Source organism: Escherichia sp. 93.1518 (assembly GCF_013368915.2).
GTDB classification, from domain to species: Bacteria; Pseudomonadota; Gammaproteobacteria; order Enterobacterales; family Enterobacteriaceae; genus Escherichia; species Escherichia ruysiae.
Genome location: NZ_JABWMT020000003.1, coordinates 111,147 through 134,655 on the forward strand (window position 1 = coordinate 111,147; position 23,509 = coordinate 134,655).

A 23,509-nucleotide genomic window follows, 5' to 3' on the forward strand; every position below is an offset into this window, starting at 1 on the left:
TTTTCATTGAGGTCTTATCGTGAAAACGACCCTGCTGCTGGAAAAACTGGAAGGTCAGCTCGCCACGCTGCGCCAGCGTTGTGTCCCGGTGGCGCAGTTCAGCACGTTAAGCGCCCGTTTCGACAGGCATCTTTTTCAGACTCGCGCGACAACGTTACAGGCTTGTCTCGATGAGGCGGGCGATAACATGGCTGCGCTTCGTCACGCAGTCGAACAGCAGCAGCTGCCGCAAGTAGCCTGGCTGGCAGAACACCTGGTCGCCCAACTGGAAGCGATTGCCCGTGAAGCGGCATCCTGGTCACTGCGCGAGTGGGACAGCGCGCCGCCAAAAATTGCCCGCTGGCAACGAAAAAGGATTCAACATCAGGATTTTGAACGGCGATTACGTGAGATGGTAGCGGAACGTAAAGCCCGTCTGGCACAGGCAACCGATTTAGTAGAGCAGCAAACGCTGCATCGTGAAGTAGAAGCCTACGAAGCGCGTCTGGCGCGGTGTCGCCATGCGCTGGAAAAAATCGAAAACAGGTTAGCGCGTTTAACTCGCTAGCAATGGAGAAAGTATGTCACTGGAAAATGCCCCTGACGATGTCAAACTGGCCGTCGATTTAATTGTGCTGCTGGAAGAAAATCAGATCCCAGCCAGTACCGTGCTGCGCGCGCTGGATATTGTAAAACGTGATTATGAAAAGAAATTACAGAACGATGATGAGGCTCAAAGCGAAAAATAAATGGGGCGGCTAAATGCCGCCCCTTTCGTTATTACCCTACCGCAGGCGTCGGATCGTCGCCTTTGTAGTCTCGTTTCACTTCCGTCACTTCATCGCCCTTCTCGTTATGCAGATGCACTTCAAGTTGGTTAAAGGCAATGTTGATGTCGTTTTCACGGCACAACTGATCGATAGTACGGTTCAGTTCATCGACAGTACGGCTACGGTCGCGCAGTTCACGAACGTACAGGCGCAGCTCGTGATCCAGCGTGCTGGCGCCAAACGCAGTAAAGAAGACTTCCGGCATCGGTTCGTGCATCACCCTTGGATGCTCAGTCGCTGCCTGAAGCAGGACTCTGCGTACTTTTTCCAGATCAGAACCGTAAGCCACACCCAGACGGATCACCAGACGAGTGGTGGTGTCGGTTAACGACCAGTTGATCAGACGCTCGGTTACGAACGCTTTGTTCGGGATGATCACTTCTTTGCGATCGAAGTCCGTAATAGTCGTTGCACGAATACGGATCTTACTGACCGTTCCGGAGAAAGTACCGATAGTTACCGTATCGCCAATGCGCACCGGACGTTCGAACAGGATGATCAAACCAGAAACGAAGTTACCGAAGATCTCTTGTAAACCAAAACCCAGACCTACAGATAATGCCGCAGCCAGCCACTGGAGTTTATCCCATGACACACCAAGCGACCCAAACACTGTCATCGCACCAACGGCAATGATGATGTAGTTAAGGATGGTGGTAATGGCGTACGACGCGCCCTGGCGCATGTTCAACCGCGAGAGCACCAGCACTTCCAGCAAACCAGGCAGGTTGCGGATCAGCGCCCAGGCAACCATCGATGCGATAATCGCAAACAACAGACTGCCCATAGTGACGCTTTTCACCACCGCAGCCCCGGCTTCAGTGCCGTTGTAATGCCACAGTGTGATGCTGTCGAGATAGCTGAACACGGTGATCAAATCGGACCAAATCGCCCAGAACATCAAACCAAACAGTGCAAACATCAGCAGCATGGTAATACGCAGCGTCTGCTGGTTAACCTGCTCCAGTGCAATGGTGGGTTCTTCCGGCGGTTCGGCGCCTTCAGCCCCCTCTTTCACCAGATTCTGCCGACGCGCCAGCGCACGGCGCCAGGCGATACGCCGTGCCGCCACGCTTAATCCGCGCAGTACGGTCTGGTACAGCAGGTTCCAGATGATCACCAGATAAACGGTTTCAATCCAACGCCCGGAGAGGCGCAGCGTGGTGTAGAAATAACCCGTGGCGGTCAGCACCATCAGCGCAATCGGGATAATCGACAACACGGTAATGGTGACCAGACGCATGGTGTGCGACTCTTTATCACGCCAGCTTTCGCGGCACATCGGCCACACCAGAAAGGCAATCAGCAGCAGGTTGAAGAAAATCATCGCCTGTCCCAGTACATCATCCATCAGATGCAGTGGGGAGAGTTCTGCCACCACAGACCAGAAATGGATCGGCAGCAACGCGAGGCTGATGCGGACAATTTGCCGACGCCAGTGGCTGGTCTGCTGTTCCGGCATACCAAAGTGACGAACAGCAACGCCATTTTTCTCCAGCACCTTCCAGCACAGACCAAATACCAGCCAAAAAATCGCCAGTTTTTTGCTGAACGACCACAGTAGTTCACTGATGTTGAGCTGCATGGTGAGCAGAATTAAACCGACGGCGAGAATAATCAGACACACCGGCAGCGCGCGGATCAGATCGATAAGGATCGCTTTTGGTGTGTTGAGCTGGCTGTCGTTACGCAGGGAACCTACGGCGGAAGCCAGCTTTTGTTGATACGCTTTCAGCCATCCCAGACGCCAGTGAATTAACCCGGCAATCAGCAGCAGCGGTAAACCTGCGAGGAAAGCGATAAAGACGGCAGGCCAGGCTTTTTCCCAGTTCACCGTAATTTTCATTGACTTGAATTCATCCTGCAGCGTTTGTGGGAACGCTTTAATCCAGTCCCAGTCCATCGGGCGGTTACTGTTCACCCAGAAAATCTGCTGGGTCAGGATGGATTTCAGGTTTTTCGATACGCTCATTAACTGTTGCTGGTTGATTTGCAGGTTAATGGCCATCATGAGTTGGTTGCCCAACTGTTTGTTAAGCTGATCCAGCAATTCGCGACGCATATCAACTACTTGCAACAATGCGTCACGAACTTCATCGTTGACTTCATTCGCATGACCCTCTTCCAGTTTGGCGACATAAGCATCGCTCTGGAAGAGTGCGTCACGCTGCTGGTTCACTTCGAACTGTTCGAGACGCAAATCCGCAATGCGGTTGGTCATATTTTCCAGTTCGTCCGCCGAGGGCAGCGTTTGTTGTTGCTGATAAAGAATACGTGACAGCAGCAGGCTGCCCTTCAGGACAGAAATCTGCTCTTTGATATTGCGTTCCGATTGCAGCGCCCGCTCCAGCCAGTTTTTGACTTTGATGTTTTGCTGCATCAACAAATTGCCGTTTTCAGTGGCGCTAATCAGACGCTGACTTAACTGCTGGTTAATTTCCAGCTCTTGTTTCACCAGCGGATTAGCCTGAATACGCGCAGCTTCGTCCGGCGTTACCGCTTCCTGCGCCGTTTTTTCAGTTAATGTCAGACGCTTGCTGTTCACCGCCTCCTGCAATAGTTGCAGTTCATGTTCCAGACGAGTGCTGTTCGCCGTCACGTAATCGCGTTGCTTTTGCAGGGTATCCTGTAAGACTGTGTTCCCTTCAAGGCTTTTACGTTGCTGGTCAATCTCGGCATTCAACAAAGCCTGCTGCGCCTGCATCAGCACTTTCTGGCTGGGACGTAAGGCTGTCTCACCGACTTCCGTGCCATCCAGGCGGCTGCGAATTTGTTGCAGCTGCTGTGAGGCGGTATACATCGCATTTTGCACGCGTTCAGGCTGCGTCTGTAAAGAAACTAACTGGCTGTTATAAGACGCCAGATCGTTTTGTGCGTTTTGCAAATCGTCCAGCGCCTGAGCAACGCGAGTTTCCAGTTGGCGCAACGAAAGCGTGCTCAGAATTTTGCGCGTTTCGTCGTCGTTGTCCACATCGCTAAGTGCGGTTAACGCTGCGGTCGCCTGGCGCATTTTTTCTGGCGCTTCAGCCACTTTTTGTCGTAGCTGAACCGTCTCTTCTTTTACTCGGTCGATTTTATCGAGAGTGGCTAATGTGTCTGTCAGATCCTGCTGAATCAGTTTGTCCTGAGCAGAAAGATCTTTTTGTTTATTAAGCGAGTCAAGTTGTGCCTGTAGATCCGCTTTCGTCGGTAGATCACCATTCGATGACGCCCGCGCAAAGGCCGTGTTCTGGCATAACAAGACCAAAACAAAAGCAATAAATGCTGAAAAAACAAAATGCCGTGATCGTTTGTAATACTGGAACATAGTCATGATGAATGAAGGTTTCTGAACCTGAAGAACGACCTGAAATAGTCAAGCGGCTAGAATAGCACGGCGTAGAGAGCCAGAATAGCAACAGCGAAAATGTCCAGGAAAAATCCTGGAGTCTGATTCAGGATTTTTCGTTGCTGGCCGGTGTACGAAGCGTAGGGCAAAGAAGATACATTTCCAGCAATATGGCAACGTAATCGCGGGCTTCTTTTTTGAGGTCAAAAGATTGCGGGGCAAAGAGCCAATTTTCCATTAAGCCGGAAATATAGCCGCGCATAATAATTGCTGCGCGACGCGTCATTAAATCTGCCGGCAACATTTTCGCTTCAATACAATGTCTTAACGTTTGTTCTATACGGTCATAACTTTCCAGACAGAGATTACGTTGTGCCTGTTGAACAACAGCCATTTCCCCGACAAATTCACATTTGTGGAAAATAATCTCCATCAATAATCGACGGCGTTCTTCTGTCACCGTCGATTCAAGAACATGAATTAGTATTTCTCTTAATACTGAGAGTGGATCGTCAGGGAATTTTGCCTGATACTCAAGCTCTAGTTCACCAATATTGGATTCTGACAGCTCCCAGATCTCACTGAACAAATCCGACTTATCTTTAAAATGCCAGTAGATTGCACCACGCGTAACGCCTGCTGCTTTTGCAATCTCTCCCAGTGAGGTGGATGATACCCCCTGCTGTGAGAAAAGACGTAAAGCCACATCGAGGATGTGTTGGCGCGTTTCTTGCGCTTCTTGTTTGGTTTTTCGTGCCATATGTTCGTGAATTTACAGGCGTTAGATTTACATACATTTATGAATGTATGTACCATAGCACGACGATAATATAAACGCAGCAATGGGTTTATCGACTTTTGACCATTGACCAATTTGAAATCGGACACTCGAGGTTTACATATGAACAAAAACAGAGGGTTTACGCCTCTGGCGATCGTTCTGATGCTCTCAGGCAGCTTAGCGCTTACAGGATGTGACGACAAACAGGCCCAACAAGGTGGCCAGCAGATGCCCGCTGTTGGGGTAGTAACAGTCAAAACTGAACCTCTGCAGATCACAACCGAGCTTCCGGGTCGCACCAGTGCCTACCGGATCGCAGAAGTTCGTCCTCAAGTTAGCGGGATTATCCTGAAGCGTAATTTCAAAGAAGGTAGCGACATCGAAGCAGGTGTCTCTCTCTATCAGATTGATCCTGCGACCTATCAGGCGGCGTACGACAGTGCAAAGGGCGATCTGGCTAAAGCGCAGGCAGCAGCCAATATCGCGCAATTGACTGTTAATCGTTACCAGAAGCTGCTGGGTACTCAGTACATCAGTAAGCAAGAGTACGATCAGGCGCTGGCTGATGCGCAACAGGCAAATGCGGCTGTCACTGCGGCGAAAGCGGCTGTTGAAACCGCGCGCATCAATCTGGCTTACACCAAAGTCACCTCTCCGATTACCGGTCGTATTGGTAAATCGAACGTGACGGAAGGCGCATTGGTGCAAAACGGTCAGGCAACTGCGCTGGCGACCGTGCAGCAACTGGATCCGATCTACGTTGATGTTACTCAGTCCAGTAACGATTTCCTGCGTCTGAAACAAGAACTCGCCAACGGCACACTGAAGCAAGAGAACGGTAAAGCCAAAGTGTCGCTGATCACCAGTGACGGCATTAAGTTCCCGCAGGACGGTACGCTGGAGTTCTCTGACGTTACCGTTGATCAGACCACCGGTTCTATCACTTTACGCGCTATCTTCCCGAACCCGGATCACACCCTGCTGCCGGGTATGTTCGTGCGCGCACGTCTGGAAGAAGGGCTTAATCCAACCGCCATTTTAGTTCCGCAACAAGGTGTAACTCGTACACCACGCGGCGAAGCTACCGTACTGGTCGTTGGCGCGGATGACAAAGTGGAAACTCGTCCGATCGTCGCAAGCCAGGCCATTGGCGATAAGTGGCTGGTGACTGAGGGGCTGAAAGCAGGCGAACGAGTAGTAGTAAGTGGGCTGCAGAAAGTGCGTCCTGGTGTCCAGGTGAAAGCACAAGAGATAACCGCTGATAACAACCAGCAAGACGCAAGCGGTGCTCAGCCTGAACAGTCCAAGTCTTAACTTAAACAGGAGCCGTTAAGACATGCCTAATTTCTTTATTGATCGCCCGATTTTTGCGTGGGTGATCGCCATCATCATCATGTTGGCAGGGGGGCTGGCGATCCTCAAACTGCCGGTGGCGCAATATCCTACGATTGCACCGCCGGCAGTAACGATCTCCGCTTCCTATCCTGGCGCTGATGCAAAAACAGTGCAGGATACTGTTACACAGGTTATCGAACAGAATATGAACGGTATCGATAACCTGATGTACATGTCCTCCAACAGTGACTCCACGGGTACTGTGCAGATCACCCTGACCTTTGAGTCTGGTACTGATGCGGATATTGCTCAGGTTCAGGTGCAGAACAAACTGCAACTGGCGATGCCATTACTGCCGCAGGAAGTACAGCAGCAAGGGGTGAGCGTTGAGAAATCTTCCAGTAGCTTCCTGATGGTTGTCGGCGTTATCAACACCGATGGCTCCATGACGCAGGAGGATATCTCTGACTATGTAGCGGCGAATATGAAAGATGCCATCAGCCGTACATCAGGCGTCGGTGACGTTCAGCTGTTCGGTTCACAGTATGCAATGCGTATCTGGATGAACCCGAATGAGCTGAACAAATACCAGTTAACGCCGGTTGATGTCATTACTGCTATCAAAGCACAGAACGCCCAGGTCGCAGCCGGTCAGCTCGGTGGTACGCCGCCGGTGAAAGGCCAGCAGCTTAATGCCTCTATTATTGCTCAGACGCGTCTGACCTCCACTGAAGAGTTCGGCAAAATTCTGCTGAAAGTGAATCAGGACGGTTCCCGCGTACTGCTGCGTGATGTGGCGAAAATTGAGCTGGGTGGTGAGAACTACGACATCATCGCGGAGTTTAACGGACAACCCGCTTCTGGTCTGGGTATCAAACTGGCGACCGGTGCGAACGCGCTGGATACGGCTGCGGCTATCCGTGCTGAACTGGCGAAGATGGAGCCGTTCTTCCCGTCGGGTCTGAAAATCGTTTACCCGTACGACACTACGCCGTTCGTGAAAATCTCCATTCACGAAGTGGTTAAAACGCTGGTTGAAGCGATCATCCTCGTGTTCCTGGTAATGTATCTGTTCTTGCAGAACTTCCGCGCGACGTTGATTCCAACCATTGCCGTTCCGGTGGTATTGCTGGGAACCTTTGCGGTCCTTGCAGCCTTTGGCTTCTCGATAAACACGCTAACGATGTTCGGGATGGTGCTCGCTATCGGCCTGTTGGTGGATGACGCCATCGTTGTCGTAGAAAACGTGGAACGTGTGATGGCGGAAGAAGGTTTGCCGCCGAAAGAAGCCACTCGTAAATCGATGGGGCAGATTCAGGGCGCGCTGGTTGGTATCGCGATGGTGCTCTCTGCGGTATTCGTACCGATGGCCTTCTTCGGCGGTTCGACTGGTGCAATCTATCGTCAGTTCTCCATTACCATTGTTTCGGCAATGGCACTGTCAGTACTGGTGGCGTTGATCCTGACTCCGGCGCTTTGTGCGACCATGCTAAAACCTATCGCTAAAGGCGATCACGGTGAAGGCAAAAAAGGCTTCTTTGGCTGGTTTAACCGCATGTTCGAGAAGAGCACGCACCACTACACCGACAGCGTAGGCGGTATTCTGCGCAGTACGGGGCGTTATCTGGTGCTGTATCTGATCATCGTGGTCGGCATGGCCTATCTGTTTGTGCGTCTGCCAAGCTCCTTCTTGCCGGATGAAGACCAGGGCGTATTTATGACCATGGTTCAGCTGCCTGCAGGCGCAACGCAGGAACGCACGCAGAAAGTGCTCAACGAAGTGACGAATTACTATCTGACCAAAGAAAAGAACAACGTTGAGTCGGTGTTCGCCGTTAACGGCTTCGGCTTTGCGGGACGTGGTCAGAACACGGGTATTGCGTTCGTTTCGTTGAAGGACTGGGCTGACCGTCCGGGTGATGAGAACAAAGTTGAAGCAATTACCACGCGTGCAACGCGCGCCTTCTCGCAGATTAAAGATGCGATGGTGTTCGCCTTTAACCTGCCTGCGATTGTGGAACTGGGTACGGCAACCGGTTTTGACTTTGAGTTGATTGACCAGGCCGGCCTCGGTCACGAAAAACTGACCCAGGCACGTAACCAGTTGCTGGGCGAAGCAGCGAAACATCCTGATCTGCTGACCAGCGTGCGTCCAAACGGTCTGGAAGACACGCCTCAGTTTAAGATTGATATCGACCAGGAAAAAGCTCAGGCGCTGGGTGTTTCTATCAACGACATTAACACCACTCTGGGTGCGGCATGGGGTGGCAGCTACGTGAACGACTTTATCGACCGTGGTCGTGTGAAGAAAGTTTACGTGATGTCAGAAGCGAAATACCGCATGTTGCCGGAAGATATCGGTAACTGGTATGTCCGTGCTGCTAATGGTCAGATGGTGCCATTCTCGGCGTTCTCCTCTTCCCGTTGGGAATACGGTTCGCCACGTCTGGAACGTTACAACGGTCTGCCATCCATGGAGATCTTAGGTCAGGCGGCACCAGGTAAGAGTACCGGTGAAGCGATGGCGTTGATGGAACAACTGGCGAGCAAACTGCCTACGGGGGTTGGCTACGACTGGACGGGGATGTCCTATCAGGAACGTCTCTCTGGCAACCAGGCGCCTTCGCTGTACGCAATTTCGTTGATTGTGGTGTTCCTGTGTCTGGCGGCGCTGTATGAGAGCTGGTCGATTCCGTTCTCCGTTATGCTGGTTGTTCCGCTGGGGGTTATCGGTGCGTTGCTGGCAGCCACCTTCCGTGGCTTAACCAATGACGTATACTTCCAGGTGGGCCTGCTTACCACCATTGGGTTGTCGGCGAAGAACGCGATACTTATCGTCGAATTCGCCAAAGACTTGATGGATAAAGAAGGTAAAGGTCTGATTGAAGCAACTCTGGACGCGGTGCGTATGCGTTTACGCCCAATCCTGATGACCTCACTGGCATTTATCCTCGGCGTTATGCCGCTGGTTATCAGCACTGGTGCTGGTTCCGGCGCACAAAACGCAGTAGGGACCGGCGTAATGGGCGGGATGGTGACGGCAACGGTACTGGCAATCTTCTTCGTTCCGGTGTTCTTTGTGGTGGTTCGCCGCCGCTTTAGTCGCAAGAATGAAGATATCGAACATAACCATACTGTCGATCATCATTGATAGATCTCGTAATCACTAAGGCCGCGCAAGCGGCCTTTTTAATACGTATAATCTTAAAATAACAATGTTTACAGCTAAGCTCGCAAACGGAAGTTAGTTTTAACGCTACATAAAATTCATAAAAAATGCTTATTGTTAGTTAATTTATATTAAGTGGTAGCAATAGGTATAATAACCCATAGACATCTAGAGGCTATTCTTAATTATTTGCGGCAATCCTTTATTTATTCATATCAATTACATCATAATCAGAGTAATCCTGGGTATTAGTGTGACAAACTCCCGTCTCATTTTATCACCCCCGATGCAAGGATCCTGATTACGTTATGAATAGCATCAAACAAACTGCTTTAGCCTTTACGTGGTTGATGCAGGGTGAAAAAGTAAGCCTTTTCCTCCTCCTCCCACTAATTGTAATTTTTCGTAATAATGCGATGAAAACCTTCATAGAGTGGATTATAGTTAATCTAACAACTGTGAGGGCAAGTCCAGGTCAGTAGGTTTTCCCACCCCGAAAGGTGTCCGTTAGTTCAACCACTAAGAAGGGGACGCGTTATGGATGAATACTCACCAAAAAGACATGATATTGCACAGCTTAAATTTCTCTGCGAAACCCTGTATAATGACTGTCTTGCAAACCTTGAAGAAAGCAATCATGGTTGGGTTAACGACCCTACCTCGGCTATCAATCTGCAGCTTAATGAACTCATTGAGCATATTGCGACCTTCGCACTTAATTACAAAATTAAGTATAATGAAGACAATAAGCTCATTGAGCAGATAGATGAATATCTGGACGACACCTTTATGTTGTTCAGTAGTTATGGTATTAATATGCAGGATCTCCAGAAATGGCGGAAGTCAGGTAACCGACTGTTCCGTTGTTTTGTGAACGCCACTAAAGAGAATCCTGCGAGTTTATCTTGTTCTAATTATTACAACCATGGGTAGAAGTATGTCCGATAAGCCTTTAACGAAAACCGATTATTTGATGCGTTTGCGTCGTTGTCAGACAATTGACACGCTGGAACGTGTTATCGAGAAAAATAAATACGAATTATCAGATAATGAACTGGCGGTATTTTACTCAGCCGCAGATCACCGTCTTGCAGAATTGACCATGAATAAGCTTTACGACAAAATCCCTTCCTCGGTGTGGAAATTTATTCGATAATTAAACAGTATAACCCCTGAACTATAACCATCTGTTTATTAGACATATTTTATTTTTACTATGACGACATGCCGCGTGTGACCTCCGTCACACAGAGGTAACGGGAACGTTCTCATCACTGACATTTCGTATTACTGTGTTGCCCCATTTCCAGCAACCGGGTCGTCAGTAATGAGCACAGAAAAAGAAAAGATGATTGCTGGTGAGTTGTATCGCTCGGCAGATGAGACTTTATCTCGCGATCGCCTGCGCGCTCGTCAGCTTATTCACCAATACAATCATTCCTTGCCGGAAGATCAATCATTACGCCAACAAATCCTCACCGATTTACTCGGTCAGGTTGCGGATGCGTATATTGAGCCCTCCTTTCGCTGCGACTATGGCTATAACATTTTTCTCGGTAAAGGGTTTTACGCGAACTTCGATTGCGTGATGCTTGATGTCTGCCCTATTCGTATAGGCGATAATTGTATGCTGGCGCCTGGCGTCCATATTTATACCGCGACCCATCCTGTCGATCCCGTAGCACGTAATAGCGGTGCTGAACTAGGGAAACCGGTGACTATCGGTAACAACGTCTGGATTGGTGGTCGTGCCATCATTAACCCGGGGGTTACTATTGGCGATAACGTCGTAGTGGCATCAGGAGCCGTCGTCACCAAAGATGTCCCTGATAATGTTGTCGTAGGCGGTAACCCGGCCAGAATCATTAAAAAACTGTAACTACAATTTGCAACTGTTATGCAAAATTGTAGTTAATCTGTTACTTTTCTCATATCATTCCCACGTTAAAATAGGGTGTTCCCTGGAGAGTTGCAGATACCACGAAGGCAAAAGATGACCGAAATACAACGCCTGCTGACCGAAACGATAGAGTCTCTGAATACGCGCGAAAAACGCGACAACAAGCCCCGCTTTAGTATCAGTTTTATCCGCAAACATCCGGGGCTGTTTATTGGCATGTATGTTGCCTTTTTTGCCACGCTGGCAGTGATGTTGCAGTCCGAAACCCTGTCAGGTTCAGTCTGGCTCCTGGTAGTGTTATTCATCCTGCTCAACGGTTTCTTCTTTTTTGATGTCTACCCACGCTACCGCTACGAAGATATCGACGTACTGGATTTTCGCGTTTGCTATAACGGCGAATGGTATAACACGCGCTTTGTCCCTGCTGCGCTGGTTGAAACCATACTGAACTCGCCGCGTGTCGCGAATATCCACAAAGAACAGTTGCAAAAAATGATCGCCCGTAAAGGTGAGCTGTCTTTTTACGATATTTTCACCCTGGCTCGCGCCGAATCAACATCTTAAGTCAGGATTTCACACCAGGCGTAAGCTCTGCGCCTGGTCAATTGACAATGATCGTTGCCACCCATCATTTCATGAAATACTGACCTTACCCACTTATCTCCTGCCAGCCTTTTTTCACAATCAGATATACTTTCCCTACACTGTGTTAATAAGGACATGCTGGTGAGAACACGACATCTGGTCGGCCTGATTTCGGGAGTACTGATTCTTTCAGTACTGCTGCCTGTCGGCTTAAGCATCTGGCTGGCCCATCAGCAGGTAGAAGCGTCGTTTGTTGAAGAGCTGAATACCTATTCCTCCCGCGTCGCTATTCGGGCCAATAAAGTGGCGACGCAAGGAAAAGATGCACTACAAGAGCTGGAAAGATGGCAAGGCGGAGCCTGTAGTGAAGAGCATCTCATGGAAATGCGCCGGGTTTCATACAGCTATCGCTATATTCAGGAAGTGGTTTATATCGATAACAACGTTCCCCAATGCTCTTCTCTGGAACATGAAAGCCCACCGGATACCTTCCCGGAGCCGGGGAAGATTTCAAAAGATGGTTATCGGGTCTGGTTAACCTCACACAATGACTTAGGTATTACCCGTTACATGGTTGCTATGGGAACCGCACATTATGTAGTGATGATCGACCCCGCTTCCTTTATCGACGTGATTCCTTATAGCTCATGGCAAATTGATGCCGCCATTATTGGCAATGCCCATAATATTGTCATAACCAGCAGCGACGAAATTGCCCGGGGTATTATTACCCAACTGCAAAAAACCCCCGGTGAGCATATCGAAAATAATGGGATCATTTACGATATTCTGCCCTTCCCGGAGATGAATATTTCCATCATCACCTGGGCTTCAACGAAAATGTTGCAAAAAGGCTGGCATCGGCAGGTCTTTATCTGGTTGCCTGTAGGGTTGTTAATTGGCCTGCTGGCAGCAATGTTTGTGTTGCGCATTTTGCGCCGTATCCAGTCTCCGCATCATCGCCTGCAGGATGCCATCGAAAATCGTGATATTTGCGTGCACTACCAGCCGATTGTCTCCTTAGCCAATGGCAAAATTGTCGGAGCTGAAGCACTGGCGCGCTGGCCGCAGACAGACGGTAGTTGGTTGTCGCCAGATAGTTTTATTCCGCTGGCACAGCAAACGGGTCTTTCTGAGCCACTGACGCTGCTGATTATAAGAAACGTGTTTGAAGATATGGGCGACTGGCTGCGACAGCACCCGGAACAACATATTTCCATCAATCTTGAATCCACCGTGCTCGCCTCGGAAAAAATTCCACAACTGCTGCGAGACATGATCAATCACTACCAGGTTAACCCCAAACAGATCGCTCTTGAACTCACTGAACGTGAGTTTGCCGATCCGAAAACCAGCGCCCCGATAATTTCTCGCTACCGGGAGGCGGGCCATGAAATTTATCTCGATGATTTTGGTACGGGGTATTCAAGTTTAAGTTATTTACAGGATCTGGATGTCGACATTCTGAAGATCGATAAATCTTTCGTTGATGCGCTGGAATATAAAAACGTCACACCACATATCATCGAAATGGCAAAAACGTTGAAACTGAAAATGGTGGCAGAAGGGATCGAAACGGATAAACAGGAAGAGTGGCTACGTCAGCATGGCGTGCATTACGGTCAGGGTTGGCTGTACAGCAAAGCGTTGCCAAAAGAAGATTTCATACGCTGGGCAGAATACCATCTGTAAATTTTGGGGGCTGGCGGCACGCCGCACAGCCCGTCACGCTACTCGTCGATGATTGACTCAAACCCACCGTAAATCATCCGTTTGCCATCAAACGGCATTGATTCGCCGAACTCTTTCATTCGTGGGTCAGACATCATTTTTTGATTGGCAGCGTCGCGGACCTCTTTTGAAGGATATTCAATCCAGCTAAACACCACTTCCTCATTCTCTTCCGCTTTCACTGCCATGCGAAAATCGGTCACTTTGCCGTCTGGCACATCGCTGGCCCAACATTCAACAATGCGAAGCGCGCCAAACTCTTTAAACAGTGGCGCGGCCTTTGCGGCCATTTCTCGATAGGCATCTTTATTTTCGGCAGGAACAGCAACCACAAAACCATCAACATACTTCATCAGAAATACCTCCGAAGCGTACTGCGCAGCCAGACAATTCTTGCGGCGTCAGTCGTGGTTAAAGTTTAGCCATATTAGGATTTTTTGACGAAACGGCGGGAGCAGAAATGGGTGGGGGCCCTGCCAGCTACATCCCGGCACACGCGTCATCTGCCTTGGCTGCTTCCTTCCGGACCTGACCTGGTAAACAGAGTAGCGTTGCGGGAGAACCAACAGAGCCCCCATTGAGAGCGTTGAGAACCAACGCGCAGGCGCATTATCACTGCTGCCCCTGCTAATTGCAACCCATTGCGTGCCGGATGCTGGTTTCTTGCGCAATGCGGCTTCACTCTGGCGTTTTTCCAGATTATGCTGAAAAATTACCTCAGGAAGAAAAGATGGAAAAAGAAGATTCATTTCCCCAACGCGTCTGGCAAATCGTCGCCGCTATTCCCAAAGGCTACGTCACCACTTACGGCGATGTCGCGAAACTAGCGGGATCACCCCGCGCCGCACGCCAGGTCGGTGGAGTGTTAAAGCGTCTACCCGAAGGCAGCACCCTCCCCTGGCATCGGGTGGTTAATCGCCACGGCACAATTTCGTTAACCGGCCCGGATTTGCAGCGTCAACGGCAGGCATTACTGGCAGAAGGTGTAATAGTGTCGGGAAGCGGACAAATCGACTTGCTGCGTTATCGCTGGAACTACTAACCCTCTCCGGGCGGAGAGGGTTAACTTCGCTTAATATTGCGTAGGGGCCGGAACTGCCGAAGACGGATTCACCTGAGTTGGTGAAGTCGAAGGTACAGTAGTCGTTGCGCCACCGCTGGCCTGAACCGGCACGGCGGTTTGCTGAACCGGCACTAATGTCAGGTCAGCTTTGGTTCCGCCCTGATTGATCACCGGTTGAACGGTATCGGTGATAAACACCAGTTTGTCGTTCACGGTAACCGCCGCACTCAACAGGATACGCGCATTCGGCTGAACGTCTGCCGGGTTAAATGGCAGAACAAAACTGAACGGTGACTGTTTACCTTCGGTACGTACTGCTTTCTGCGCCAGAACTTTAGAAGGCGCATCCGCTAACGACGCGTCAGAAAGTGTCACGGTCAGCACGGCATCAGGCGGCAGTGCGACTTTCTGACGGATCCAGACCGTACCGGAAACATTCGGTTGTTGTATAGCAGGTTGCTGTGTCGCTGCAATAGACGTATTTGCAGCCGGTGCTGGCGTCTGGATATCCGCGCTTTTATCCGCGCAAGCCGCCAACGCAATCGCAACCGCTAAACCACTGGCCATGTGCACGAGTTTCATTCACTTCTCCTTATTATCAATGCACCAGCGGGCTAACTTTCCTCGCCGGAAGAGTGGTTAACAAAATAGTAACGTCAATAAGTGTGGCACATGTCACGTATTAACGCCTGCATTTAGCCCGTAATTCAGACCATTGCACCCATCGGACCAGTACCAAAATTGCGTTATACTCAACTCACTTTGGCTTGCTGCGGCAGCTTTGTTACTGGAGAGTTATATGAGTCAGGCGCTAAAAAATTTACTGACATTGTTAAATCTGGAAAAAATTGAGGAAGGACTCTTTCGCGGCCAGAGTGAAGATTTAGGTTTACGCCAGGTCTTTGGTGGCCAGGTTGTGGGTCAGGCCTTGTATGCTGCAAAAGAAACTGTCCCTGAAGAGCGTCTGGTACATTCGTTTCACAGCTACTTTCTTCGCCCAGGCGATAGTAAAAAGCCGATTATTTATGATGTTGAAACGCTGCGTGACGGTAACAGCTTCAGCGCCCGTCGGGTTGCTGCTATTCAAAACGGTAAACCGATTTTTTATATGACGGCCTCTTTCCAGGCACCAGAGACCGGATTCGAGCACCAAAAAGCAATGCCGCCCGCACCAGCACCTGATGGTCTGCCTTCAGAAACGCAAATCGCCCAATCGCTGGCGCACCTGCTGCCGCCAGTGTTGAAAGATAAATTCATCTGCGATCGTCCGCTGGAAGTCCGTCCGGTGGAATTTCATAACCCGCTGAAAGGTCACGTCGCAGAACCTCATCGTCAGGTATGGATCCGCGCAAATGGTAGCGTGCCAGATGATCTGCGCGTTCATCAGTACTTACTCGGTTACGCTTCTGATCTTAACTTCCTGCCTGTTGCCCTGCAGCCGCACGGCATCGGTTTTCTCGAGCCGGGGATCCAGATTGCCACCATCGACCATTCGATGTGGTTCCATCGTCCGTTTAATCTGAACGAATGGCTGTTGTATAGCGTGGAGAGCACATCTGCTTCCAGCGCACGCGGCTTTGTGCGCGGAGAGTTTTATACCCAGGACGGCGTGCTGGTTGCCTCGACCGTTCAGGAAGGGGTAATGCGTAATCACAATTAAAAAAACAGCCGGAGGTGAAAACCGTCCGGCTATTTTTTGCAGTGCTTGTTACGCGTTATAAGCATTTTCGCCGTGACTGTTAACGTCCAGTCCTTCGCGCTCCTGCTCTTCTGGTACACGCAGGCCAACTGTCAAATCCGCCAGTTTGTAGCCGATAAACGCCACCACACCAGACCAGACAATCGTAATGGCGATGCTTTCCAGCTGTACCAGCAGCTGATGCCCCATCGTCACACCTTCGGCGAAGCCCACACCACCCAGCGAACTGGCGGCAAAAATCCCGGTCATGATACAGCCGACGATGCCACAAACGCCGTGTACCCCAAAGACATCGCAAGGATCATCGACCCGCAGCAGGCGTTTGAGCATGGTAACGCCCCACAAGCCCGCCAAACCGGCTACCACGCCGATAATCAACGCGCCGCCAACACCAATGTAGCCACAGGCAGGCGTCACGCCAACCAGACCGGCAATCGCGCCAGAACACGCCCCCAGCAGTGAAGGCTTACCGCGCAGCGCCCATTCACCGAAGATCCAGCCAAGAATTGCCGCCGCCGTTGCGACCACAGTATTCACAAATGCCAGTGCCGCGATTTCATTCGCCGTGCCCGCTGACCCGGCGTTAAAGCCAAACCAACCGATATAGAGAATGGCAGTACCGGTAAAGACCATTGGCAGGTTGTGCGGTTTAAACGCCTCTTTGCCGAAGCCCACGCGTTTGCCTATCAGATACGCGCCCACCAGACCGGCAATTGCGGCGTTAATGTGCACCACCGTGCCACCCGCGAAATCCAGCGCACCGTGAGAAGCCAGCAAACCACCGCCCCACACCATATGCGCAATCGGAATGTAGGAAAGCGTCAGCCACACCACCACGAAAATTAACACCGCAGAGAAACGAATCCGTTCCGCCAGCGCCCCAACGATCAAGCCGACGGTAATGCAGGCAAACGATCCCTGAAACGCCACGTGGATATACTGATAAATACTGCCCATCACCGCCGTCAGTTCGATGTTTTTCAGCATCAGCCAGTTAATGTTACCAAAGAAGTTGTTACCCTCACCAAACGCCAGCGAGTAGCCGTAAACCACCCAGAGAATACAGACCAGTGCAAACGTCACCGTCACCTGCGTTAGCATCGACAGCACGTTTTTGCCGCGAATCAACCCACCGTAAAACAGGGCAATCCCCGGAATAGTCATAAACAGCACCAGCGCAGTACAAATCATCATAAACGCATTGTCGGCTTTATCGGCCACCGCAGGTGCAGCCATTACCAGTCCCGGCAGCATCGCCAGTGAAGCAAGCCCAGTTTTTATCGTCGCTATTTTCATTTTTCGTTCCTGTTGCTGTGTGCCAGAGATTACAGCGCCGCTTCGTCGGCTTCGCCGGTACGAATACGAATGACGCGTTGCAATTCAGCGACAAAGATTTTGCCGTCGCCAATTTTTCCGGTGTAAGCCGCCTTACTGACGATATCGATCACTTCATCGAGTTGGTCATCAGCAATCGCCACATCAATTTTTACTTTTGGCAGGAAGTTGACGCTGTATTCCGCCCCCCGGTACAGCTCGGCATGTCCTTTCTGACGCCCGAAACCTTTCACTTCGGTGACGGTCAGGCCCTGAATACCAATGGAAGATAACGCTTCACGAACGTCTTCCAGCTTGAATGGTTTGATTATCACGGTCACCAGCTTCATAGATCCCCTCCGGTCAGAATTCGGTAATGGTTCTGCTACACGAAGAAGGTATTGCAAGCGGTGTGCCAGAAATGAAAAACGAAGGGATAGTTGGCAGGAAGGTGGATAGAAAGGGAATACTGACAAACTGGCTTAATGGCCAACCTAAGCGCGCTTTTCTCACTCGCCCTTTCAGGGAGAGGGCCGGGGTGAGGGTAATTAATCGCACAGGCGCTGGCCTGATCCCCCTCACCCTAACCTTCTCCCTGAGGGGCGAGGGGACAGCCCGAATCCTTTTGAAGCTTTGTCATCTATAGAACCGCACTATAACAGTGCACAGTGCGTTACATTTTTGCACCATTGGTGAATTTTTGCGCTAATCAGGCGCTCAATGATTCCTCTTCACGTACGCTGGCAGCCAGCTCCTCGCCCACCTGTTGCAATTGATACATCTGCCAGTAGCGCCCCTGGGCTGCCAGCAGTTGCTGGTGCGTCCCCTGTTCCACCGCCTGACCACGATGGAGCACCAGAATGGTGTCGGCATCGACAATGGTCGATAAGCGGTGAGCAATCACCACCAGCGTGGTATGTTCACGCACCGCCGCCAGTGCGTGCTGGATCGCCTGTTCAGTACCGGAATCGATACTGGCGGTTGCCTCATCAAGGATCAGGATTTGCGGCGTCTCCACCAGCACGCGCGCCAGCGCCAGCAGTTGCTTCTGCCCGACGGAAAGGTTATTCCCCTGCTCGCCCAGCGGCGTATAAATACCGTCGCTCATGCTGCGCGCCAGATCCGCCAGTTGCACGGTTTCCAGTGCCTGCCAGACGCGCGCTTCGGAGATATCGCGCCCCAGCGTCACGTTGGCGAGGAAAGTATCCGCCAGCACCACCGGATCTTGCTGCACCATCGCCACACCCTGGCGTAATGCGCTGTGACTTAGCGAATTTAATGGACGACCGTCGAGACGAATCTCACCTTCCGTTAGCGGGTAATAGCCCATCAATAAACTGGCGAGGGTACTTTTACCGCTGCCGGTATGCCCCACCAGCGCCACAAAGTTACGCGAAGGCACAGAGAGATTAATGTTCTTCAGTACCAGATTGTCATCGCGATAAGCAAATGACACGTTATCGACTTCGATGGTGCCACTCTGTAACGGGCGATCATCATTGCCATATTGCTGACGCGGCCCATCCATCAGTTCGAACACGCGTTCACCCGCCACCACAGCCTGTTGCAGCATCGCCTGTTGCGTGGTCAGTTCGATTAAGGGTTCGTTAAGCCGCCCAAGATAGCTGATAAACGCATACAGCACGCCCACTTCAATGGTGCCGCTGGCGGAGAAGCCAAACAGCATTAACAAGCCACAAAGAATGAGCGATGAAAACAGACTCAGCAGCGGACGCAGCAGAAAACCGTCGAGGCGCAGGGTTTGCATCCTCGCCATATAGTGTGAACGACTGGCCTCCCCCATACGTTCGCCAAATCGCGCCTGCTGACGGAACTGCTGGATAACGCTCATGCCATTGATGATTTCGTTAAAGCCGTCGTTGATATCCGCCAGATAGGCGCGCACACGGCGGACAATCGGCGTACTGTAACGCTGGTATATCACCATCACCACCAGCACCACCGGGAAAATCATTATCGCCACCAGTGCCATTCTCCAGTCGAGGCTGAACATCGCCACCAGCATCGCACCCACCAGTGCGGCGCTGCGCAGGACAGTTGCCACTACGGTAACGTAGAGGTCGCGGATCACTTCAGTGTCATTAGTGACGCGGGAAATCACCTGACCGACCGGCTGGGTATCAAACTCGCTTAATGGCTGGCGTAGCGCAGCATCCATCACATCCGTTCGCAACTGTTGTACCACGCCAACCGCCGCCCGATTAAACAACAGCGACTGTGCGTAGTGCAGTCCAGCGGCAAACAGTTGCAGCCCAACATACGCCGCCGCCAGACCGGCAACCACTTTCAACGGCAGATTATTTTTTGCCACCATATTATCGATGAAATAGCTGATGAGTAGCGGTCCACTGACTTCTGCCGCCGCCGCAATCCACATCATCAGAACCGCAATCCCCAGCGGTTTACGCCACGGCGAACCATACGCTAACAGGCGCTTGAGAGTCGGCCACAGTTGGCTAAAACTACGCATCGGCGGCCTCCTCGCGAATTTCCGGAGCGTCGTCGAGCGCCGCCTCCAGTTGTTGATAGCGATACATATCGCGATACCAGCCGCTTTGTTGCGCCAGCGCATCATGATTGCCACGCTGGGCGATGTGTCCGTGTTGCATCACAATTATTTCACTGGCTTCTGTCAGTGCAGAAAGTCGATGGGCGCTGATAATCACCGTTCTCCCCTGCCCCCACTGACGCAGGTTATGCAGGATCTGATGCTCTGTGCGTCCGTCCACCGCCGAAAGCGCATCATCCAGAATAAGGATTTCCGCGTTGACTAATAACGCACGAGCAATGGAGATACGCTGCTTTTGCCCACCGGAAAGCATCACGCCGCGCTCGCCCACTTCAGTGTCGTAACCTTGCGGTAGACGCAAAATATCGTCATGTACGCTGGCTAACCGCGCTACGTGTTCAATCTCTTGCTGGGTGGCATTCGGGCAACCCAGCGCGATGTTATTCGCCACGGTGTCGGAAAAAAGGAACGGCGTCTGGCTGACCACCGCCAGGCGGCTACGCCAGCTATCGAGTTGAAGCTGCGTCAGGGGAATATCATGAAAGCGAATATCCCCCTCGCTGACGTCGAAATGACGCTGAATGAGTGACAGCAGGGTACTTTTGCCAGAACCGGTCGGCCCGCAAATACCCAGCATCTGACCGGGTTTGAGTGCGAAACTGACATTCTCCAGCGCAGGATGATCAGTTTGTGGATAAGTAAACTGGCGAATATTTATATCCAGTTCGCCACGCCCTTGCGGCACTGGTTCGCTACCATCATTCACCACCGGCGCTTCAGCCAGCATCGTCCGAATACGGCTATATGCCGCGCTGCCGCGTTCCACAATGTTAAACATCCAGGCCAGCGCCAGCATCGGCCAAATCATTAACCCCAGATACATCATAAAACTGGTGAGCTGCCCCAGCGTTAAGCTGCCCTGCACCACCATCCAGCTTCCCCCGCCAATCGCCAGCAAATTCGCCATGCCAATCGCGATATAGATAGTCGGATCAAAACGGGCATCAATACGCGCCACACGCATGTTTTTCTTGCCAGTGTCTTCAGCATCTGCGGCAAATAGCGCCGACTGGCGATCTTCCAGACCAAAGGCTTTGATCATGCGGATACTGGTGAGGCTCTCCTGGGTGCGATCGTTGAGACTGGAAAATGCCGCCTGCGCCAGCTTAAAGCGTTCATGCAAAGCATCGCCGTTGCGCTTAATCATGATTGCCATCACTGGCATCGGTAATAGTGCGAATAAGGTCAACTGCCAGCTAATTTGCGTTGACATCATAATCAACACTGCGCAGCCCATCACCAGTGAATCCACCAGCGTCAGCACCCCTTCCCCAGCAGCAAACACGACCCGATCGACGTCATTGGTCGCACGAGCCATGAGGTCGCCCGTGCGATGACGCAGGTAAAATTCTGGATGCTGGCGACTTAGCTGGCGGTAATAATCTTCACGCAGTTCAACAGCCAGTTGATAAGACGCGCCAAACAGCAGTACGCGCCAGACGTAACGCAGGAGATAAACCACGACTGCAATCAGCACCATGGTGGCGATCCACATCAGGATCTGCCCGGTAGTAAAGTGTTGTTCCGTCACTCCATCGACAACAATACCGACCACTTTCGGCGGAACCAGTTGCAGCATCGCGATAATAACAAGCAAGGCCACAGCCCCGAGATAGCGACGCCATTCCCGACGGAAATACCAGCTTAGTTGAGCAAATAATCGCACGCGTTGTGTCCTGACCTGATTCTGGATATTTATTCGATGGGTAAAGAAGTGGTGTATTTAATCTGTTCCATCGCGAAGCTGGAAGTGACGTCCGACAGCCCTGGAACGCTGTTTACCAGACGCTTATAAAACTCGTCATAGCGTTTCATATCGGCAACCTGAACACGCATCAGATAATCATATTCCCCGGCCATGCGCCAGAACCCCAGCACTTCTGGCATTTCCGTTACCACCGTGACAAAGCGGCAATACCATTCGCTGCTGTGATGTTGCGTTTTAATCAGCACAAAAGCAGTCAGCCCAAGGCCAATTTTTTCCGGATCCAGCAGGGCGACTTTGCCGATAAGGATACCGTCATCCTCCAGCCGTTTCAGACGCTTCCAGCAAGGCGTGGTCGTCAGATTAACGGCTTCTGCCAGTGCCTGCAAAGAGAGGGTGCAATCCTGCTGTAGTAAGGCCAGCAGCTTACGGTCAATTTTATCTAACATAGCCAATCCACAGAGAATTATTTTCTCTTTTAATTCTATTTTAAAGGCGAAATACCGACAATTTATTCTGTGCGGTTTAAACGACACTGCACAAAATGACAAATTCAAAGTAAAAAAACCGGGCTATTGCCCGGCGCTGGAAGAGATCTCGTTATTCGGGGGAATAAGGTAGATGTGGATTGTCCAGCCAGTGCGTCAAATAGTGAGAGACCGCCTGATTTCGGCAATGTCCAATCACTGGTAAATGAGGGAGTTCCGCGCGCAGTTGTGGCATCGCATTGCCCATAATAAAACCGCTACCGACGCTGCCTAACATTTCGCGATCGTTCATCGCATCACCAAAGGCCATGCAGTCGCGCAGTGAAAAACCTAAATGTTGGGTCAGCACCGCCAACGCCGCGCCTTTATTACACCCCACCGGCAGCACTTCCAGGCAATTAATTGCCGAAAAACACAAATGTGCGCGCTCGCCTAATGCTTCGTTTAGTTGGGTATGCAAGCGCATAAGATCGTCGTGATCGCCACAGAAACAGATCTTGGTGACGCTGTCGAGCGGCATTTTTTTGACATCGATAATCTGATAACGGAAACCGCTATACACAAATGCCTGCAACAATGCTGGGATCTCTTGCCCGGTAAACCAGCCATTGTCATTGAAGATATGCATACTGGCCTGGGTATCCCATTTCTGGTAGAGCACTAATTCCGCCACGTCCGCAGGCAAATCATCACGATGTAAAAGTTCGCCTTCCAGAGAGTGCACGCGCGTACCGTTGCCGGTAATTAAATACGCATCCAGCGATAGCACCCCGATAATATGCTGCATCTCCAGCGCATGGCGACCTGTAGCAAAAGTGAGGGTAATATCACGTTCACGCAGACGCGCCAGAGTCGAGAGGGTTTTCTCACCTAAATGGTGATCAGGCATCAATAAAGTGCCGTCCATATCAAATGCTGCCAGACGAGCCATTTCTTTCTCCACTCTGTGACACGGTTAATGGTGATTGAGTATCACCTGATATATACGGAAGTAATAGTGAATAGTTAAATA

General features: G+C 51.0%; 21 protein-coding genes and 1 other RNA gene. 11 read left to right on the forward strand and 11 right to left on the reverse strand.

Annotation, left to right across the window (positions count from 1 at the left end; all coding sequences use genetic code 11):
* The first annotated feature begins 19 nt into the window (after window positions 1-19).
* Both priC and rsmS read left to right on the forward strand, forming a co-directional pair.
* The gene (gene priC / locus HEN21_RS03205; protein WP_000858964.1) at window positions 20-547 is read left to right on the forward strand and encodes a primosomal replication protein N''; all 528 of its coding nucleotides are present in this window, start codon (window positions 20-22) and stop codon (window positions 545-547) included.
* 13 nt (window positions 548-560) lie between these two features.
* Entirely contained in the window at window positions 561-728 is a 168-nt protein-coding gene (gene rsmS / locus HEN21_RS03210; protein WP_000051150.1) for a pleiotropic regulatory protein RsmS, read from the forward strand.
* A 31-nt stretch (window positions 729-759) separates the two neighbouring features.
* On the opposite strand, the gene mscK is transcribed toward rsmS, so the two are convergent.
* Window positions 760-4,122, reverse strand: coding sequence for a mechanosensitive channel MscK (mscK, locus tag HEN21_RS03215; protein ID WP_000177767.1), 3,363 nt, complete (start codon window positions 4,120-4,122; stop codon window positions 760-762).
* Between the two features lie 121 nt (window positions 4,123-4,243).
* Window positions 4,244-4,897 (reverse strand): multidrug efflux transporter transcriptional repressor AcrR, encoded by a 654-nt coding sequence (gene acrR / locus HEN21_RS03220; RefSeq protein ID WP_000101733.1) that lies wholly within the window; start codon window positions 4,895-4,897, stop codon window positions 4,244-4,246.
* A gap of 141 nt (window positions 4,898-5,038) precedes the next feature.
* Between acrR and acrA the strand changes: the two genes are divergently transcribed.
* The 7 genes from acrA (at window position 5,039) to pdeB (ending at window position 13,599) form a co-directional block, all read left to right on the forward strand.
* Window positions 5,039-6,232, forward strand: coding sequence for a multidrug efflux RND transporter periplasmic adaptor subunit AcrA (gene acrA / locus HEN21_RS03225; protein WP_010347661.1), 1,194 nt, complete (start codon window positions 5,039-5,041; stop codon window positions 6,230-6,232).
* A gap of 22 nt (window positions 6,233-6,254) precedes the next feature.
* Entirely contained in the window at window positions 6,255-9,404 is a 3,150-nt protein-coding gene (acrB, locus tag HEN21_RS03230) for an efflux RND transporter permease AcrB (RefSeq protein WP_001132458.1), read from the forward strand.
* A 555-nt stretch (window positions 9,405-9,959) separates the two neighbouring features.
* Entirely contained in the window at window positions 9,960-10,355 is a 396-nt protein-coding gene (gene tomB, locus HEN21_RS03235; RefSeq protein WP_176251655.1) for an Hha toxicity modulator TomB, read from the forward strand.
* Between the two features lie 4 nt (window positions 10,356-10,359).
* Entirely contained in the window at window positions 10,360-10,578 is a 219-nt protein-coding gene (locus tag HEN21_RS03240; protein WP_001280991.1) for an HHA domain-containing protein, read from the forward strand.
* 171 nt (window positions 10,579-10,749) lie between these two features.
* Window positions 10,750-11,301 carry a maltose O-acetyltransferase gene (gene maa / locus HEN21_RS03245; protein ID WP_000102548.1) on the forward strand — a complete coding sequence of 184 codons (552 nt, stop codon included), beginning with the start codon at window positions 10,750-10,752 and terminating at the stop codon, window positions 11,299-11,301.
* A gap of 114 nt (window positions 11,302-11,415) precedes the next feature.
* Complete coding sequence (locus HEN21_RS03250) at window positions 11,416-11,886, forward strand: YlaC family protein (protein ID WP_010351650.1); 471 nt, start codon at window positions 11,416-11,418, stop codon at window positions 11,884-11,886.
* Between the two features lie 162 nt (window positions 11,887-12,048).
* Window positions 12,049-13,599: a cyclic-guanylate-specific phosphodiesterase PdeB gene (pdeB, locus tag HEN21_RS03255; RefSeq protein ID WP_176251656.1), complete on the forward strand. Its 1,551-nt coding sequence runs from the start codon at window positions 12,049-12,051 to the stop codon at window positions 13,597-13,599.
* A 38-nt stretch (window positions 13,600-13,637) separates the two neighbouring features.
* Here pdeB and HEN21_RS03260 read toward each other — a convergent pair whose 3' ends face one another.
* Both HEN21_RS03260 and ffs read right to left on the reverse strand, forming a co-directional pair.
* Window positions 13,638-13,991 (reverse strand): DUF1428 domain-containing protein, encoded by a 354-nt coding sequence (locus tag HEN21_RS03260; RefSeq protein ID WP_000878148.1) that lies wholly within the window; start codon window positions 13,989-13,991, stop codon window positions 13,638-13,640.
* 118 nt (window positions 13,992-14,109) lie between these two features.
* Window positions 14,110-14,206: signal recognition particle sRNA small type (ffs, locus tag HEN21_RS03265), an RNA gene on the reverse strand.
* A 162-nt stretch (window positions 14,207-14,368) separates the two neighbouring features.
* Here ffs and HEN21_RS03270 point away from each other — a divergent pair.
* Window positions 14,369-14,680 carry an MGMT family protein gene (locus HEN21_RS03270; protein WP_176251657.1) on the forward strand — a complete coding sequence of 104 codons (312 nt, stop codon included), beginning with the start codon at window positions 14,369-14,371 and terminating at the stop codon, window positions 14,678-14,680.
* A 30-nt stretch (window positions 14,681-14,710) separates the two neighbouring features.
* Here HEN21_RS03270 and HEN21_RS03275 read toward each other — a convergent pair whose 3' ends face one another.
* On the reverse strand, window positions 14,711-15,283 hold the full coding sequence (locus HEN21_RS03275; protein ID WP_000779815.1) for a YbaY family lipoprotein: 573 nt from the start codon (window positions 15,281-15,283) through the stop codon (window positions 14,711-14,713).
* A gap of 217 nt (window positions 15,284-15,500) precedes the next feature.
* On the opposite strand from HEN21_RS03275, the gene tesB reads away from it, so the two are divergent.
* Window positions 15,501-16,361 carry an acyl-CoA thioesterase II gene (tesB, locus tag HEN21_RS03280; RefSeq protein WP_010351654.1) on the forward strand — a complete coding sequence of 287 codons (861 nt, stop codon included), beginning with the start codon at window positions 15,501-15,503 and terminating at the stop codon, window positions 16,359-16,361.
* Between the two features lie 48 nt (window positions 16,362-16,409).
* Here the strand turns inward: tesB and amtB are convergent, their stop codons facing one another.
* The 6 genes from amtB to cof all read right to left on the reverse strand — a co-directional run bounded on the left by amtB (window position 16,410) and on the right by cof (window position 23,428).
* Complete coding sequence (gene amtB, locus HEN21_RS03285; RefSeq protein WP_000685029.1) at window positions 16,410-17,696, reverse strand: ammonium transporter AmtB; 1,287 nt, start codon at window positions 17,694-17,696, stop codon at window positions 16,410-16,412.
* Window positions 17,697-17,725: 29 nt separating this feature from the next.
* Entirely contained in the window at window positions 17,726-18,064 is a 339-nt protein-coding gene (gene glnK / locus HEN21_RS03290; protein WP_000780338.1) for a P-II family nitrogen regulator, read from the reverse strand.
* A 359-nt stretch (window positions 18,065-18,423) separates the two neighbouring features.
* Window positions 18,424-20,205, reverse strand: a complete 1,782-nt coding sequence (locus HEN21_RS03295) for a SmdB family multidrug efflux ABC transporter permease/ATP-binding protein (protein WP_176251658.1) — start codon at window positions 20,203-20,205, stop codon at window positions 18,424-18,426.
* Window positions 20,198-21,970, reverse strand: coding sequence for a SmdA family multidrug ABC transporter permease/ATP-binding protein (locus HEN21_RS03300; RefSeq protein WP_176251659.1), 1,773 nt, complete (start codon window positions 21,968-21,970; stop codon window positions 20,198-20,200). The genes HEN21_RS03295 and HEN21_RS03300 overlap by 8 nt, the downstream gene beginning before the upstream one ends.
* Before the next feature lie 29 nt (window positions 21,971-21,999).
* Window positions 22,000-22,458, reverse strand: a complete 459-nt coding sequence (gene decR / locus HEN21_RS03305; RefSeq protein ID WP_000884589.1) for a DNA-binding transcriptional regulator DecR — start codon at window positions 22,456-22,458, stop codon at window positions 22,000-22,002.
* 151 nt (window positions 22,459-22,609) lie between these two features.
* On the reverse strand, window positions 22,610-23,428 hold the full coding sequence (gene cof / locus HEN21_RS03310; RefSeq protein ID WP_010354098.1) for an HMP-PP phosphatase: 819 nt from the start codon (window positions 23,426-23,428) through the stop codon (window positions 22,610-22,612).
* Between the last annotated feature and the right edge of the window lie 81 nt (window positions 23,429-23,509).